The organism is Ekhidna sp., from assembly GCF_040220215.1.
Classification (GTDB): domain Bacteria; phylum Bacteroidota; class Bacteroidia; order Cytophagales; family Cyclobacteriaceae; genus Ekhidna.
On record NZ_JAVJTR010000016.1, the window covers coordinates 454,816 to 472,182 of the forward strand.

Below are 17,367 nucleotides of genomic sequence, written 5' to 3' on the forward strand. Positions count from 1 at the left end.
AACAGTCCACAGAATTTTAGCCAAAATAGCTGTTGACCAAAAATTACATATGTTTCAATTCATCAGGCAAATCGTAAAAGGTAGGATGACGGTACACCTTATCTTTTGCCGGCTCATACAATGGATCAGAATCGTCCGGGTCGGAAGCTGTGATAAATTCTGATTTAACTACCCAGATACTTACACCTTCATTTCTTCGTGTGTATACATCTCTGGCATTCTGAATTGCCATCTCCTCATCCGCCGCGTGGAGACTACCCACATGTTTGTGGTTTAGTCCTGCCTTGCTTCTGATAAATATTTCCCAAAGGGGCCAGTTTTTCATATTTCTTTTGTTTGTCATCCTGAACTTGGTTCAGGATCTTTCATAATTTCATAGTAGATGCTGAAATAAGTTCAGCATGACACTGAGTTAAGCAGCCGCCTGACGCTTTGCTTTCTTCTCGGCATGTGCCGCTGCTGCTTCTCTCACCCAGGCACCATTATCATATGCATTTCTTCGAGCGTCCACTCTTTGCTTATTGCAAGGGCCATTTCCTTTGATCACATTGAAAAACTCTTCCCAATTGATCTCACCGAAATCGTAGTGTCCACGCTCTTCATTCCACTTCAAATCTTTATCCGGAATGGTAATGCCTAATAAGTCAGCTTGTGGCTTAGAAACATCCACAAATTTTTGACGAAGCTCATCATTGGTAAATCGTTTGATTCCCCATCGCATGGATTGCTCTGTGTGAGTAGAATCCTTGTCTTGCGGACCAAACATCATGAGTGAAGGCCACCACCATCTATTCAGTGCATCCTGGGCCATTTTCTTTTGCTCCTCTGAACCACGACAAAGCGTAAGCATGATCTCAAAACCCTGGCGCTGGTGGAAAGACTCTTCTTTGCATACTCTCACCATTGCTCTGGCATAAGGTCCGTAAGAAGCTCTGCAAAGAGGTACTTGATTCATAATTGCCGCACCATCAACTAACCAGCCGATGGCACCCATATCCGCCCAGGTAAGTGTAGGATAGTTGAAAATGGATGAATATTTTGCTTTGCCGGAATGTAAATCCTGAAGGAGCTGATCTCTTTCTATTCCGAGCGTTTCGCAGGCACTGTAGAGATATAGTCCATGACCCGCTTCGTCCTGTACTTTCGCTAATGCAGCTGCTTTTCTTCTCAATGAAGGCGCTCTGGTGATCCAGTTGGCTTCAGGCAACATCCCTACAATTTCGGAATGCGCGTGCTGAGAGATTTGACGGATTAATGTCTTTCTGTAATTCTCCGGCATCCAGTCTTTTGGCTCAATCCGAATGTCCTTGTCAATCTTCTCGTTGAACCGATCTTCTAAACTCTTTATATCCATCTTCTAATCCTTTGTTTCAAAGTTACTTAACACCATTCAAAAGCGCATTGTTCGATCGCATCAAACATCAAAATTCAACTTTACCTTATCCGTCTTCGGATATGACTGGCAGCTAAGCCTTAGCCCTCTTTCCAACTCGTCAGGCTCCAGCGCATAATTTACGTCCATTTCCACCTCGCCTTCCTCTATTCGGCAAACGCATGTGCTACAAACGCCACCCTTGCATGCGTAAGGAAGATCCGCTCCATTGTCGAATGCCACATCCAATATAGACTTATCAGAATCGTATGGGAACGTCATACTGTTTCCATCCAACACGATGGTAATCTGAGCATGTGCTTTTTCATGCTTTACTTCTTTTTCTTTTCCACCCAATTTTCCGACAGGAGAAGTAAACAGTTCTAAGTGAATTCTTTCTTCCGGCACACCCAGATTTTTCAACTCACTCTGAACGGCCAGCATCATTTCTTCCGGGCCGCAGGTAAAGTAATGATCCACAGATTCAGGATCGAAGAATCGACCGGCGTACCCCTGAATTTTCTTTTCATCAATTCGTCCGTTAAACAGATCAGACTCTTGTCGCTCTTTGCTCAGCACATGGTATAAACTAAATCGACCCATGTATCTATTTTTCAATGCCTCGAGCCTTTCCTGAAAAATGATTGTGCTGGTTCGCCTGTTTCCATAAAAAAGGGTGAATTCGCTTTCCGGCTCAGTTCGTAACGTCGTTTCTATGATAGAGATGATCGGCGTAATTCCACTACCACTAGCGAATGCTACATATGAGTTGGCATTCTCAGGATCAAGAGGCACATAAAAGTGGCCGTGTGGAGGGTTTACTTCGACTTCATCACCAACTTTGAGTTCTTCATTGGCATACGTTGAAAAGGCCCCACCATCTAATTTTTTAATTGCTACCGTTAATTGTTCATCAATCGGGCAAGAGCAGATGGAGTAGGAACGACGAATATCTTCCCCGTTTATGTCTTTCTTGAGTGTTAGGTGCTGACCCTGAGTAAATGTGAATGCGTCTCTTAAGTCGTCCGGAACATCAAAAGTCACGGCAACAGATTCGTCTGTTGGTCTTGATATTGCTGCGACTTTGAGTAAATGAAATTTTGCCATGTCTATTTTTTGGGTGAGGCAAAGCTAACCATCGAAAGGAATTTTGAGGTCAATTGAGGGCAAGCTTCTCTCTGATTTTTGTCACCTTCTCTTCAGCACGCTCTTTCAGCGGATGACTAAATAAAAAATATTTATCTCCATTATCCAATTTTAGATAGGCACGATATTCGTGATTGGCGACCACATTGGCTTGATTTGAAAGTGAATACATGGTTTGCTTTGTTTTCACTTTATTGATGAAGATTTTTTCAATTGAATGATATTTTAAGGGTTTCCCTAACTTTTTCCCCATCGTCCACACACCATCAAAAATGGTTTTATGCTCTTCGTCTACTATGATAACTTTAGTAGCAAACCACAACGCAGGCAGAAATGACGAGATGGCGATGGCAATGAGAATAGACCAGGGTTCCGGCAGCATGTCCATTAATCTAATGGTGATGACAACCATAATTATGACGCTTACAAACCTGATTGGAAGATTAACAGCCTTACCTTTGTTTATTCGAATGATCCTCATGAATGATCGAAACTAGTAAACTATTTTCATTCAGTAGAGTTTTTGAAGTATGAGTGAGTTAGCACTTTTTCCTTTAAACATTGTCGCTTTCCCGGGCGAGCCTCTTAACCTGCATATTTTCGAGCCTCGGTATAAGCAGTTGGTGGCCGATTGCCTGCGAGACGGCTCCACTTTTGGTATACCATCCTATGTGTTGAATAAAATTGAATTGGGCACAGAAGTGAAAATCATGGATGTGACCAAAAAGTATAAGGATGGTAGGATGGATATCAAAACGATAGGACTGGAGACCATCAAGGTACTGGATTTTCAGAACCCATGGAAAGACAAAGAATATGCTGGTGGTGAGGTAGAATATGTTATTTCTAAAGATGTCCGGGACATTTCGCTTTTAGTTCAGTTTAAAGAAAAAGTAGCCGAGCTTTTTACCTGGCTTGGAGAGACTGATTTACCTGACGTTTCGGAGGTTCAATCTGTTTTTGATATCGGACATAAAATCGGACTAAAGCCGGAGGAAGAATACCAACTATTGGAAATGACCAGTGAAAATGAGCGGCTGAAATTTGGAATCTCTCACCTCGAGCAATTAATCCCTGCCCTGGAACGTGCCCAGCATGCACAGGATCGGATTAAGCAAAATGGTCATTTCAAGCACCTTGATCCATTGAAATTTTGACTTAAAATCAACTAGGTGCTAGTTTTTTAGCTATCTCACCGATTCCGTATTAATTTCCCATCATGATCCAAATCAGCGGTTTTGGTACGGTTCTGCTTTTCATCGTAGGAGGGATTGGGTTTCTGATGATAACCCTTTTGGTAGGTAAACTTTTACGTCCGAATAATCCAACTACTGAAAAGCAAACCACTTATGAGTCGGGAGAGGAGCCGTCTGGTACTGCCTGGGGTCAGTTCAATGTGCGGTTTTACATAGTCGCATTAATTTTCCTTCTATTCGAGGCGGAACTAATCTTCCTTTTTCCCTGGGCCACTGTTTTTGGAGACGAACAACTGATTGCAGCGTCAGATGGGCTTTGGGCCAAATTCTCCATGATCGAAACCTTCATATTTATTGGAATTCTTTTGGTGGGATTGGCGTATGTATGGGCAAAGGGAATGCTGGAATGGGTACGTCCAAAACCCAAAGCATCTGATTTCAAATCCAGGATTCCTGAAAGTGCTTATAAAGATTTTAGATGAAGCAGGAAGAAAATATATCATTAGGTGGTCTGAAAACAGGAGAAGGAGGAATCATCATCTCTAAGCTGGATGATCTGTTAAACTGGTCCAGACTGAGTAGCCTTTGGCCGGTAGGATTTGGCTTGGCATGCTGTGCCATTGAGTTTATGTCCACCGCATCTTCAGCTTACGATCTGGATCGGTTTGGAGTAATTCCCAGAAATTCTCCAAGACAAGCAGATGTGATGATTGTTTCCGGGACGGTCACCTTCAAAATGGCGGATCGGGTGAAGCGATTATATGAACAAATGGCTGATCCGAAGTATGTGATATCGATGGGATCATGCGCCAATTGCGGAGGTCCTTATTGGGAGCATGGGTACCATGTGTTGAAGGGAGTGGATCGTGTGATCCCCGTGGATGTTTATGTCCCGGGTTGTCCTCCAAGACCGGAAGCGCTAATTGGAGGGTTTCTTAAGCTTCAGGAAAAAATCAGAACAGAGTCCATAATGAGGCCAAAAGCATTGGAGAAATTAATGAAGAAAGATGCAGTTTGAAGAAATTAAATCGCTGATCGAAAAGGAACTACCAGGATCTGTTATGGGAGAGGATTTAGCATCAACTCCAAAAGCTTTGTTAGTTGACCCTACACAGATCAGAAACGTTTGTGAATTCCTTCACACTTATGAAAAAACCTACTTTGATTCGCTTTCCTGTTTGACAGGCCTGGACAATGGAGAAGAGGCAAATACAATGGAGGTGATTTATCATCTGTACAGTATTCCATTCGATCTTCATTTAACACTTCGTGTAGCACTTGACCGATCAACGCCAACAATTGATTCGGTGACTGACATTTGGAAAACTGCTGACTGGCATGAGCGGGAGGCTTATGATTTATTGGGCATTCAATTTAAAGGTCACCCGGATTTAAGGAGAATTTTATTGCCCGATGATTGGGAAGGATATCCACTAAGAAAGGATTATGTAGAGCAGGAAAAGTACCATGAAGTAAAAGTGAAATATTGAATCATGGTTGAATCATTTCTTACCAAATCTGAGCCATTAAAGTACAAGGAAGAGAATCTCAAAACAGAAGAGATGATCATCAACCTTGGTCCGCAGCATCCGTCAACTCACGGAGTACTAAGACTAGAGGTGGTGACAGATGGTGAGATTGTAGTGGATGTCATTCCTCACCTGGGATACCTGCACCGCTGCTTTGAAAAGCATGCCGAGTCATTACCATACAATCAGACAATTCCATACACAGATCGGATGGACTATGTGGCCGCCATGAATAATGAATGGGCGTTTGTGATGGGAGCTGAGCGAATGCTTGGAATCGATAAAGAGATACCGAAACGGATTGAATATATCCGAGTGTTAGTTTCTGAGCTCAACAGAATTGCAGCTCACTTCATCGCCATTGGCACCTACGGGATGGATATCGGTGCATTTACACCATTCCTCTGGATGATGCGTGATCGGGAGCATATTCTCAGGATGCTGGAATGGGCCAGTGGGGCTCGAATGTTATACAACTACATCTGGGTAGGTGGACTATTTTATGATCTTCCGGTTGGTTTTGAAGAGCGAGCAAAAGAATTTGTAGACTACCTAAAGCCAAAACTCAAAGATTCCGAAACACTCCTAATCAACAACAAGATTTTCATCGAAAGAACTGCTAATGTAGGAGTGTTGCCACGAGATTTAGCCATCAACTATGGGGTAACAGGACCGATGTTAAGAGGGTCAGGTTTACGCTTTGATCTTAGAAAAGTAGATGGATACAGCGTGTATCCGGAACTGGATTTTGAAGTCCCGGTCGGGACAGGAAAAATGGGAACGGTTGGAGATTGCTGGGATCGAAATTGGGTGAGGTATGAGGAGTGCTGGCAATCGATAAAGATTATTGAACAATGTGTGGAGAAACTCTTGGGTGAACACAAGCGCACCAAAGAATTTGATCCCCGGGCGATGGTACCTAAAAAAATCAGACCGAAAGCACAGGATTTTTATGTTCGGGCAGAAAACCCTAAAGGAGAATTGGGTTATTTCTTCCGAGCAGATGGTCGATCTGACCAACCGCTTAGATGTAAAGCACGGGCACCCAGCTTTAGTAATTTGTCAGTCATTTCCGAGATAAGTAAGGGATGTATGCTAGCTGATTTATTTGCAATTCTGGGATCGATGGATTTAAATATGGGCGAAGTTGATCGCTAATCATCATGAAAGTCCTTACTTCTGAACAAATACGAGAAGCCGATCAGTACACGATCAAGCATGAGCCGATTTCATCACTCGATCTGATGGAGCGCGCGAGCGAGGCTTTTGTCACAAAGTTTTTAGGATTACATCCCCAGAAAATCCCAACCTACATTTTTGGTGGAACAGGTAATAATGGAGGCGATGGATTAGTCATTTCCCGTTTACTTATCGGTCGAGGATGGGATGTTAAAACATTCGTCATAGGCAACCTTGAAAAAGGGAGTCCTGATTTCACTGCTAATCTGAAAAGACTCGACTCCTTTGCGACAATATCTAAGAAAAATGAATTCCCAAAGACCCCAGACGATGCTGTCATTATCGATGGACTTTTTGGTTCTGGGCTGTCCAGGCCGGTTGAGGGGCTTTATGCTGAGTTAATTCAATACCTAAATGAGCAAAACGCTCAGCGAATAGCCATTGATATCGCATCTGGTCTTTATGCGGATCAGTCTCTGGCGAAAGATGCAGTCGCATTTAAAGCAGATTACACAATCTCTTTTCAGGTGCCAAAATTGTCTTTTTTTCTTCCCGAGTGTTCAAAATATGTAGGTGAGTGGAGGGTAATGGATATTGGTCTGGATAAGGAGTTTATTGAGAAACAAGAAACAGTATTTAGTGTTACAGAGAAAAATGATGTCATAAATCTAGTACCAGAGCGTTCAAAGTTTGCTCATAAAAATTCGGTTGGTCGGCTTTTGGTTGTAGCGGGGAGTAAAGGAAAAATGGGAGCGGCTGTTTTATGCACACGAGCCGCATTCAGGGCTGGTGTTGGATTAGTGAATGTATGCGTTCCGAAATGTGGAATTGATATTATGCAAATCACTATCCCTGAAGCCATGGTTTTGGATGGAAAGGGAACGAGTGAGATTCAATCTATTCCTAATACAGATGACACGGTAATCTTAGGTCCGGGCTTGGGCACGGGTTCGAAGACCTTGGATGCATTTGAGAATTTCATCAGATCAGCTAAACACCCACTTGTTATTGATGCTGATGGCTTGAATTTATTGGCTAAAAAGAAAAGTTTATTGAAGGAAGTTCCGGTCGACTCGATACTCACTCCGCATCCGGGTGAGTTCAAAAGATTGGTTGGCGATTGGAAAAATGATTTTGATAAGTTGGATAAGTTGAGGGCCTTTTGCCAAAAGTATAAAGTGAATGTGGTTTTGAAAGGCGCAAACTCAGCAGTTTGTAATTCAGGAGGTGCAGTCCATTTTAATCCGACAGGAAATCCCGGTATGGCAACTGCCGGAAGTGGAGATGTGCTAACAGGAATAGTAGGAGCGCTACTTGCTCAGGGCCTGATTCCATTTGATGCATTGAAGCTTGGGGTATACCTCCATGGAGCTGCCGGAGATGAGGCAGTTCGGGAATTAGAAATGCCCTGGATCCAAGCCTCAGATATTATTCGCTTTATACCTAATGCGGTAAGCGCATTACTCAATCAATAACTAGGTTTTCTTTTTTAATGAAATCCTTTTCTTATCAGCCCGTACTACTTGTTTATGAAAGTCAGCGAATTCATCATATGTATCTGGATCGAATTCGCCTTTTTGCTGGATGAATTCTCTCCGGTATAAAACCTTATCACCATCAAGTCTTGAAATCTCAGCTTTGTAGGACCCAAATTGAGATTCTATTTGTATTGGGTCAAAAAAGGCTTCAACCATATGGTTTTCTGGAAGTTTATAGATGATGGAATCTCGTTCGCTTATTGGATAATCAATACTTATAACTCGTTTTCTATCGCTATTCTTATTAGGTATGAAAGTATTCTTGTTCATTAAGTTGGGTTGAAGAAAATACCTTGTGCCAGACCTGCTTGTCAAATTTCGAGCCACAAGAGATACATTTAACTGTGCAGTTGGAAGGATTAATTTGTTATTCGTAAATTCAAAATCCTCCATAATGAAGGAAGATATTTTAATGTTTTTTTCAAGCCATTTTTTTTGATTTTCCTTTCCAGATAGTATCACACCCATTACATTGTCATACTTAAGGCCCGAATAGAATATATTACTTTTTATCCTCGCGTTACCATCTTCAAATAATTCAACCTCAGACTTAATCAACTGGACATTATCATTGGGTCCATAGGAAGGTGTTCTAACGATTTCACCTCCATTTTCTTTAATCACGAATACTTCTCTGTCACTTGTAAAGTCACCTAAAAATCCGAAAGGCACTTCCTGATTTGTGCATTCAAGCCAGATGGTATCACCATTGTTAGGAACACAAAGGATTATGTGGTTAAAGGTATCATTTGGAAAGTCCAAATCGATTTTCGGAGGGTTACTGCCTGCGTGAACCCAGGTATAATAAGATGTTATTCCCGCGGCTTTTAACAATGATTGAGTGTAAAAACTTAGCGCTTTACAGTCACCATACCCTTCTTCATCTACAAATTGGGCCGTAAACGGCTGAAACCCGCCGATTCCTAATTGAAGGCTCACATATCTTGTGTTCGACTGCATGTACTCATATATCGTTTTGATTTTATAGTAATCGGACATTCCAGCCGTCATTTCAAGAACTTTATTGACGGTTTCCTTTGGCAGCTTATCCCTACCTGCGTTTAGACTATTTTGCCATTTAGCTACGCCATCCCATGTTGACATATCACCCTGATATCCCTCGAACTCAAATTTGGACGGGGATAGCAGTACTTTTGGGGTGATATCACTGAGAGGAGAGCTGTAAGGTTCATATGAAATTGCCTGAATATTCTTTTCGGACCAAGTGGCAGAGAAACTCTTATCATCCTCTAGTATTTCAGGATCATTCACATTAAAAGTTCTGAAGCGAGGCTTAAGATCAATGGGACTCTTTACTGTATAGGAAGATGACTCTACGCTTTCATCATACGCATCAATAAAATGCCAATCTGGAATTGAGTATAAGTACTTGTAAGTTACTTCGTATTCGATCTCAATGGTATATGGAAATTGATCCTGCCGTAAATCATACCACATGATTCTACTGTCATCAAAGAAACTGCCTGATACTGCACTTTCATCATTAAAATCTGATTTTTTGATTTTCTCAATCCGTTCTCCATTGAGATCATATTTATAGGCTTCAAGGCTATTCACATTGCGTAAGTCATCATAAAAAACTCTCAACAAAGCATTGTGATTGCCCTTTTTATTAATTATGGTAATTACTCTTTTCATATGAAACCTTGCCTTGTCAATGGAAAGAATTTCAAATTCGCCAGTATAGCTCCTGGTCACTGCATCCATTCCCTCTTTCAGTTCATCCGGAATAGATGCCGCAGAATAATCCTGTGCCTTTAGTTGGCTAAAGGCTAACAATGACAGGATAAAGATGAAACAATTACAACCTGGTTTTTTCATTTTCTTTTCAATACAATTTGTTCTCCTTGTTTTTCAATCATCTGAGCATAAAATTCCCGCAGATATGGATACAGCTCGGCCGGAAACTCTGCTTCATTTATTTGAATTCGACAGGTCACGGTTAGTAAGTTTCCATTTTGCTGAACATTGTATAGAAGTCTGCCACCATTATTGGGTAATGCAAGCATAATAGGCTCAGGAACTTCATCTACTACAAATTGATCTCCTATATCGATTTGGTAATAATGAGTTTCATTTATAGGATAACCATAGTTTATCGGAAAGCTACGTGTTGGTGCCTTAAACGGATTATTTACTGTTTGCCCATAAATAATAGGATTGAGATATAAGATGTCGCCAAGGTCATCGACTTTACCTTCAATCTCAACCTCAAGCGTTTCATCAAGTTTGTACTCCTCTTCAAGTTCTCCTATTTCATGTGATTCTATCATCCACGTTTCCATGTTTTCATTAAATGATTTTTTGTAGGCTTCCTCATCTTCATTGTCGTCAAGGAAATCCCATGCGTAGTAGCCTGATCTACGTTTGGTAAACTCGCCTGTTAAGTAGCCTTCCTCTAGATTGAAAGTACCTCCATAGGTAATTGAATTGTTATCAAATGGCTTAAGTGGAACCCAGGCTGGATTGTTACTTATAAGAAGTCCTTCCCCATTCAGGCAGTATTTTGGAAGTACTCTGAAAGGAATGTTTTTCTCAGTAGCATCCATTAGAATCTTTTCATCACCGATTGTTACCTGAACCAATGTGAAGTTGAATTGACGATCGATGGGAATGTGTTTAAGGACTCTTCCATGACTTCTTGTACTGATTCGGACCAGGTTAGTCTCAAATCCAGCCTCATTCATAATTGCAGCCAGCACACGGTTGATCTGGCTTGAGGTTCCTTTTTGTTCTTCAAAGACTTTTTTCTGGTTTGATAGATCAATTTCATAGTCTTCTTTAAAGTTGTCTCTCACATAATGATAAATGCTTTCAACAAGTTGGAGGCTATCGGAGCTAGTGCTCTTAAGCACTTCGACTACATCCCTTGTGAATTTGGAATCGGTAACACTTCCGTGCCAATAGTCACTTTCATAGTATTGTTTAGCTATTTCAGAGAAACTCTCCGGTATAAAAACCTTCGGAGGCTGATTGGGCAAATCATACCTTTTTAACTCAAAGTTGATTTTGCTCATATAGTCATCCCTCGTGGTAATGTACGGTTCATTTTCAAAGGCCGGAACATTTTCAGCAACATAATTATGAATTTGATGGTTGGCTGTTAGGCCTGAGGTGATTGGTAAAACCTTATATTCAACATCTGCTTTTTTCAAAGGAAAGTAGCCCTGATAAACTCGCTCATAATTAAAGTAAGTTGGTATGATTAATTCGTATTGACTCTTTATTACTGGGAGTGATGTTTGAAAATACCAGGTGTTTAGACTTTTGATGGAACCGTAATTAACCCTGTAGGTGTATTCTATTATGGAGCCTTCTTTTACATTGGGGAAAGTGAAATTAAAGCTTCGTGTGTTGTTGTTTACATCTTCAATGATGACATCCTTCCTTTTGATTTTGCTTTCCATAACCTTTCCATCAACCATATTATATGTTGCGGCTTCAAATCCACTCACACGGTCCCCTTTGGAAAAAGGAATTTTTATATCTGCCCGATCATATTCTTCGGGAGATAAAATTTTGAGAATGACATGGTGAGTAAACTCAATTTCAAAATTGTTATCAAACCTTGATTTCCCATAGTCGCTGAGATAAAAAGCCCCCGCTGAGGAATCGTACGGGCAGTGGGACATTGTAAAGTAGCTCTCGTCGAAATTATTTAGTTTGATTTTTTTCTGACTTTGACCCGAAAGTTGGAGCAACAAGAATAAACTTGTTACAATTGCAAATCTCATTGTATTAAATAGTTAGGTTAAGCATACAATTATAGAAATCATTTATTTCAACACAACTTTGATTTCTATCCGTGCTTAATCCTTTAGACAAAAGGTTGATATTTTTCGACGTAACGCAAAATCTCACCCCAATCGATTTAAATCAATTATTTCATCGGAAAGTACAATGGAAAACGCCCTGATTAACGTTAATTAACGACTATTATTTTCTGGTCATTAGGAACAATTTGAAAAAAATTGCGTAATTTGTATATCACTACCATGCGCAATAAACTGATCATATTATCGTTCGCACTCGCCCTAAGCGGTGTATCTCTTGCCCAAGGGAGATCAGATATATCTCAGGAAGCGCAAATCAGTATATATCCAAATCCGGCGGTCGAGTCTATCATTGTTCAAATTGATGGAGACTTTAACAATGCGGAGTTTGAACTCAATTCTATGATTGGCAATAAAGTTCAAATCAAACCGGAAGAAGTAGGAATTGGAAAGTATAAGATCAATGTAAAAGATTTAGCCACTGGCTATTACTTCCTCATCATTAAAGATGAAGAAAAACGTTTCAAAAAGGCTTATAAGTTTTTAAAGCATTAATTGAGCTATTTCAAAATAAAGCATAAAAAAAGCTTCAACTCAGTTGAAGCTTTTTTTATTCATAACCTTATCTCCCACTTTGTAATTGTGAGTAATAGGTGTTGAATAGCTCTTCGTACGCCGCAGCTTTTTCCCTGTCACCATTTGCTCTATATGCTCTTGCTACTTCGTTAAGTGAAAGTAGTTGCTTTTGAAGTTCATTAGTTTCGGTACTTCCGGTAGCAAAATAATAATCCAACCACTGAGAAGCATAAGTGGATGTTCGTTCAGCAACAAAATCTGCAAGTTCCTGTTCACCTACTTCTAATAACATGCCTACTTGCTGCACACTAAAGAAATCAAATGGAACCGCTTCGTCAGGCATTACCTCAATGCATTTTTTCAGAACCTCAGCTGCTCTTTCATAATCACCTTCTGCTATTAAATCTTCGGCAAGGGTGTTGAACGTAGATCGTGAATTCAAAACAAATCCAACATAATCCTGAGTGTAATAAACACTTGGATCATCCAGGTTGGTCCATGTAAACTTGTTCATCACATTATCATACATCACTTCCGTATTTACCGGATATCCTGACTGAGCATTGCTGTTTATTGGAAGCACCCGGTATGCCATGCCTTCCTGCACCACATTACCTCTCAAGTCAAAGTTTAATTGAGCAATTGAAGTGTTATTTAAATAAATAGGTCGCTCCCAGTTGGAATTGATAAGTAGATCTAAAAAGGCAAGATCCTTTTTTTCCAAAGCTCTTCCCTTCACTTTGAGGATCATACGGTTTACAATTTTATCATGCATATCCTCCGGCACAATTTGCTTCGCTTTGGCAGTATCAATATCCAGAAACAATGTTCTGGCAGGTACTGAATTATACGCACTGATAGAGGTAGGGATTTGAAGTCCCGGATTTTCATCTTTTATGAATTTAAGAAGCAAGCGAGCATTGATGGCATTTCCTTTCAGCTCTTCCCGCTCATAGACTGGCAGGTAATCATTCAATCCTCCTTGCTGATAATGTCCGATGGGTAAACCATAGGGCAATGGATCCGATTCATATGCTTGTCTGGCAGATTGCTGAATGTACCAATCTGTGTTATAGTAACTCAGCACCAGCACTCTGGCATCTGTTCGGAATCCTTCTACCTCCTGCGCGTACCATAATGGGAAGGTGTCATTATCTCCACCAGTAAAAATGATGCCATTTGGCCCTACAGATGAAAGGTAATTTTTCGCCGCATCGACCGAAAAATACCTACCGGATCGATCATGATCATCCCAGTTTTCACTGGCCATCAAAACAGGAATAGATAACCCAAGAACAGTGGCAATGACTGCAGCAACTTTCTTTTGCTTTGAAATATTTTTAAGTACATCATAAAGTGCCATCACTCCAAACCCAATCCAAATCGTGAAAATGTAGAATGAGCCTGCATAGATGTAGTCCCGTTCACGCGGTTCTATCGGTGGGGTATTCAGGTAAAGTACAATGGCAATACCGGTCATAAAGAAGAGTAAAGCTGTTGCTGAAAAGAGTTTTACATCTTTTTTGTATTGCACGAACATTCCGAATAACCCCAATAGAAGCGGCAGTCCGTAGTAAATATTACGGCCTTTATTATTTGCCAATACATCAGGTAAATCATCAAATGCGGCTGCAATACCGACCCAGCCAGCTCCCTGAATATCATGCTCCCGACCGGAGAAATTCCACATGAAATATCGGAAATACTGGTGGCCCAGTTGATGGACAATCAGATAATAGAGATTATCACCCCAGCTTGGTTTCTCGCCATCTCGCAATCCGGTTACCTGCCGATATTTTCGAATATGGTTGGGATCCGAACTGTACATTCTTGGAAGGATAGTGGTGTGCTTCGGGTCATAGACCTGCGTTACTTTGTAGTCTTTAATCACATACTCATCCTTTCCTCTCATGTAAACAGGATTGCCTTTTTTATTTTCCTGAAGCTCTGCAGTATAGTAGGGCCCTTTGAAAAGAGGACGGCTTCCATATTGTTCTCGTTTCAGATAAGAAACGAAGGATATGATTTCTTCCGGATTGTTTTCATCAATCGGTGGGTTATAGTTACTTCTGATTACTGCAATTGAGTAAGAAGAGTATCCGATTAAGATGAAAGCCAGTGCAAGTAGTGAAGTGTTTAGTACATATTTATTGTGTTTGATGGAGTAGTGAATTCCATACACCAATCCTCCAATAACCGCCAGGCCAAAGAAAATCACGCCTGATCCAAAAGGAAGGCCTAAGCTATTGACGAAGAAAATCTCGATTTTTCCAGCCATGGAAGGAAGCCCTGGGATCACACCTTCAAGGACAATCAGTACAATTGCCGCTGAAATGGCCATGGTATAAATAATGCCTTTTCTTGTGACTTTCTCGTAATATTTGAAATAGACGATAAGTCCCAATACCGGAATTGCCACAAGGTTTAACAAGTGAACTCCGATGGAAAGCCCCATCATATAAGCAATTAAGATCAGCCATCTGGCTCGATCTTGTTCTTGCGTCATATTCTCCCACTTCAGGATAGCCCAAAATACAAATGAGGTAAAGAAGGCTGACATTCCATAAACCTCAGCTTCAACCGCTGAAAACCAAAAAGAATCTGAAAATGTACAAGCAAGAGCACCGACAAGACCTGTCCCCATAATGGCTATTGTGTCAGCGGTTGTTTCTTCGCCTTTTTTGATTTTCATCACACGTTTTGCCAGGTGTGTGATTGACCAAAAGATGAATAGTACGAAAAAGGCACTACTTACTACGCTGAGCATATTTACCCAAAAGGCTACTTGAGTAACATCACCCCCTGCAAGCATGGAAAACATTCTTCCTGTTAATAGGAAGAACGGAGCTCCCGGTGGGTGGGGAACTTCCAGCTTATAAGAACAGGCAATAAACTCTCCTGCGTCCCAGAAACTTGCGGTTGGCTCCACGGTAAGACAATAAGTAACTAAAGCAATTAAGAAGGCTATCCAGCCAGTGATGATGTTAATCTTTTGGTATCCCATAGTCGAATTTATGTGAAGGGCGAAAATAGCAATTTACCTGAAGATATCAGGAGATAATTATGTTGGTTTTAGAATAACTAATTGATTCGCAAGGTATTGAAAAAAAATGTTCGGTATCGGATGATATACGAACATCTGTGCCGATGGATGAGGTTTTTAACATCTTTTAATTTAATAGACCGCCACATAAAAGAGCAACCAAATCAAAAAGAAGAGGGCATAGGTACTCAAAACGATGTAGGATGAGATTTTCAAGTTTTTCCCACTCAAAAAATAAATGCCTAATACCAAAACCGGCCAATATAAAACCTCGAATATATTAACTGACTTTAATGGGTAATGCCATTTTGGATCGATTTGTGTGTAATCCACCAGGTTGATAAGAGAAAATGGATAGAATGCCATGTAATCGTTATAGTCAGGATCAGTATAAAAAAGAGTAAACCATAATACTTTGACTATCTCCGGTAAAAAGAAAACAATTTCTGCCAGCATCACCATTTTCCAGAGTTGATTGAAATGAAGACGATAGCCAAACATGAAACAACCGATCCATAATGTCAAAGTAGTCCATGTCCATTTCCATGTAAGAAAAATGGGTACACTTAAATATTGAATGCCGTATAAAATGTCAAAAACCCAGATATCTCCTCGCTCATTCAGCACTTCGAAAGCTGCAATGGAGTCAATGATGAAAATTCGTTTGACAAAGAGTAGCGCAATGTATGTGAGGCAGATAATGAAGAACATGCCTACACCGTTGAAATCAAACCAATCTTCTAGAAATTGTTTTCTGTATTTAGTTAATCGCTCTGTCATTTAGATTTGCGTCAAATGCAATTGAACGTCAAAAATATCACCCTGTCAGTGCTAATCCTATTCTCGGTCAACTGCTTTGCTCAACGGGCGGAGGAGACGGTCGATGGTGATAGTTTACGCTACAGTTTATTAATCAATCCATTCATTGAGATAGAGTCAACTGAGGCGATCAATTCGATGTACAATTTTGAGTTTAAGAAAGCGCATAACCATTTTAACTATTTGCAAAAGCAGTATCCATGGCATCCACTTCCTTATTTATTGAAAGGGTTGAATTATTGGTGGCGTATCGTTCCTAATTATAATAATCATGAGTGGGATGAGGAGTTTTTGGCATATATGGATACCACGAAGATGTTGGCAGAGAATGTCCGAGATAATTACAATGAAATTGAAGGGTCGTTCTTTCTTGCTGCAGCATATGCATTTGAGGGCAGGCTCTATTCGGAAAGGAGGGAGTATCGAAAGGCGGCACTGGCCGGAAGTAGATCATTAAAGTATTTAGGTGAATGTAGAGGACATGAAGAATATAGTCCCGAGCTCTTATTTGGGGATGCACTTTTTAACTATTATGCAGAATGGATTCGTGAAGAATATCCTTTATTGAGACCGCTCATGGTATTTTTTCCTCCCGGAGATAAAAAGGAGGGTATCGGGCAGTTGAAGATTGTCGCTAGAAATGCTTTCTATTCACGGACAGAAGCTCAATATTACCTGATGAGAATCCTGGCAACTGAAGAAAATGATATAGGTGGCGCGCTTCAAGTTAGTGAGTACCTGAACCAGCAGTTTCCCGACAATGCCTATTTTCATCGGTATTATGCTCGTCTTTTATATCAAGCCGGCCGATACAGTTCCACAGAAGAAGTCTCGCATGAAATTTTGGAAAGGGTAGAAAGTGGGCAAACAGGCTATGAGGCTAATAGTGGTCGGTATGCTTGCTTTTTTATCGGTCACGTAAATGAAATTCGAAAGAATTATGAGAAAGCCAAAATATACTATCTGCGAGGACTTGATTATGCAGAGGAGGCGGACGCTACCGAGATGGGATATTACTTTTTTTCGCTCATGCATTTGGGAAGAATAGCCGAGGAAGAGGGGAATGCTAAGCTTGCGAAGGAATATTATAAGCGTGTAAAAAAATCTGCTAAGAGAAGTCACTCTGCTCATGAACAGGCCAGGGAAAGATTAAAGGATTTGTGATGCCTTTTCCG

The 17,367-nt window shown here is 40.7% G+C and carries 16 protein-coding genes; 8 read left to right on the plus strand and 8 right to left on the minus strand.

Annotated features, from left to right (window positions below):
* Window positions 1-43 precede the first annotated feature (43 nt).
* From paaB to RIC88_RS10665, 4 genes are all read right to left on the minus strand, one after another.
* Complete coding sequence (gene paaB / locus RIC88_RS10650; RefSeq protein ID WP_350217526.1) at window positions 44-325, minus strand: 1,2-phenylacetyl-CoA epoxidase subunit PaaB; 282 nt, start codon at window positions 323-325, stop codon at window positions 44-46.
* Between the two features lie 87 nt (window positions 326-412).
* Window positions 413-1,354, minus strand: coding sequence for a 1,2-phenylacetyl-CoA epoxidase subunit PaaA (paaA, locus tag RIC88_RS10655; RefSeq protein WP_350217527.1), 942 nt, complete (start codon window positions 1,352-1,354; stop codon window positions 413-415).
* Between the two features lie 60 nt (window positions 1,355-1,414).
* Window positions 1,415-2,479, minus strand: coding sequence for a 1,2-phenylacetyl-CoA epoxidase subunit PaaE (gene paaE / locus RIC88_RS10660; protein ID WP_350217528.1), 1,065 nt, complete (start codon window positions 2,477-2,479; stop codon window positions 1,415-1,417).
* 49 nt (window positions 2,480-2,528) lie between these two features.
* On the minus strand, window positions 2,529-2,999 hold the full coding sequence (locus RIC88_RS10665; protein WP_350217529.1) for a hypothetical protein: 471 nt from the start codon (window positions 2,997-2,999) through the stop codon (window positions 2,529-2,531).
* 49 nt (window positions 3,000-3,048) lie between these two features.
* Here RIC88_RS10665 and RIC88_RS10670 point away from each other — a divergent pair, with 49 nt between their 5' ends.
* From RIC88_RS10670 to RIC88_RS10695, 6 genes are all read left to right on the plus strand, one after another.
* Complete coding sequence (locus RIC88_RS10670; RefSeq protein WP_350217530.1) at window positions 3,049-3,675, plus strand: LON peptidase substrate-binding domain-containing protein; 627 nt, start codon at window positions 3,049-3,051, stop codon at window positions 3,673-3,675.
* 62 nt (window positions 3,676-3,737) lie between these two features.
* Window positions 3,738-4,196 (plus strand): NADH-quinone oxidoreductase subunit A, encoded by a 459-nt coding sequence (locus RIC88_RS10675; protein ID WP_350217531.1) that lies wholly within the window; start codon window positions 3,738-3,740, stop codon window positions 4,194-4,196.
* Complete coding sequence (locus RIC88_RS10680; RefSeq protein WP_089356732.1) at window positions 4,193-4,732, plus strand: NADH-quinone oxidoreductase subunit B; 540 nt, start codon at window positions 4,193-4,195, stop codon at window positions 4,730-4,732. Before RIC88_RS10675 ends, RIC88_RS10680 begins: the two co-directional genes overlap by 4 nt.
* Window positions 4,722-5,204 (plus strand): NADH-quinone oxidoreductase subunit C, encoded by a 483-nt coding sequence (locus RIC88_RS10685; protein ID WP_350217532.1) that lies wholly within the window; start codon window positions 4,722-4,724, stop codon window positions 5,202-5,204. Before RIC88_RS10680 ends, RIC88_RS10685 begins: the two co-directional genes overlap by 11 nt.
* A gap of 3 nt (window positions 5,205-5,207) precedes the next feature.
* Window positions 5,208-6,401: an NADH-quinone oxidoreductase subunit D gene (locus RIC88_RS10690; RefSeq protein WP_502880001.1), complete on the plus strand. Its 1,194-nt coding sequence runs from the start codon at window positions 5,208-5,210 to the stop codon at window positions 6,399-6,401.
* Window positions 6,402-6,406: 5 nt separating this feature from the next.
* Window positions 6,407-7,897 carry an NAD(P)H-hydrate dehydratase gene (locus RIC88_RS10695; protein WP_350217533.1) on the plus strand — a complete coding sequence of 497 codons (1,491 nt, stop codon included), beginning with the start codon at window positions 6,407-6,409 and terminating at the stop codon, window positions 7,895-7,897.
* Here the strand turns inward: RIC88_RS10695 and RIC88_RS10700 are convergent, their stop codons facing one another.
* The gene (locus tag RIC88_RS10700; protein WP_350217534.1) at window positions 7,898-9,802 is read right to left on the minus strand and encodes a DUF3858 domain-containing protein; all 1,905 of its coding nucleotides are present in this window, start codon (window positions 9,800-9,802) and stop codon (window positions 7,898-7,900) included.
* Window positions 9,799-11,715 (minus strand): DUF3857 domain-containing protein, encoded by a 1,917-nt coding sequence (locus tag RIC88_RS10705; RefSeq protein ID WP_350217535.1) that lies wholly within the window; start codon window positions 11,713-11,715, stop codon window positions 9,799-9,801. The genes RIC88_RS10700 and RIC88_RS10705 overlap by 4 nt, the downstream gene beginning before the upstream one ends.
* 261 nt (window positions 11,716-11,976) lie before the next feature.
* Between RIC88_RS10705 and RIC88_RS10710 the strand changes: the two genes are divergently transcribed.
* Window positions 11,977-12,309, plus strand: a complete 333-nt coding sequence (locus RIC88_RS10710) for a T9SS type A sorting domain-containing protein (RefSeq protein ID WP_350217536.1) — start codon at window positions 11,977-11,979, stop codon at window positions 12,307-12,309.
* A 67-nt stretch (window positions 12,310-12,376) separates the two neighbouring features.
* On the opposite strand, the gene RIC88_RS10715 is transcribed toward RIC88_RS10710, so the two are convergent.
* Both RIC88_RS10715 and RIC88_RS10720 read right to left on the minus strand, forming a co-directional pair.
* Complete coding sequence (locus tag RIC88_RS10715; protein ID WP_350217537.1) at window positions 12,377-15,334, minus strand: protein O-mannosyl-transferase family; 2,958 nt, start codon at window positions 15,332-15,334, stop codon at window positions 12,377-12,379.
* Window positions 15,335-15,505: 171 nt separating this feature from the next.
* Window positions 15,506-16,153 carry a hypothetical protein gene (locus RIC88_RS10720; protein WP_350217538.1) on the minus strand — a complete coding sequence of 216 codons (648 nt, stop codon included), beginning with the start codon at window positions 16,151-16,153 and terminating at the stop codon, window positions 15,506-15,508.
* 15 nt (window positions 16,154-16,168) lie between these two features.
* Between RIC88_RS10720 and RIC88_RS10725 the strand changes: the two genes are divergently transcribed.
* Entirely contained in the window at window positions 16,169-17,356 is a 1,188-nt protein-coding gene (locus RIC88_RS10725; RefSeq protein ID WP_350217539.1) for a tetratricopeptide repeat protein, read from the plus strand.
* The last annotated feature ends 11 nt before the right edge of the window (window positions 17,357-17,367 follow it).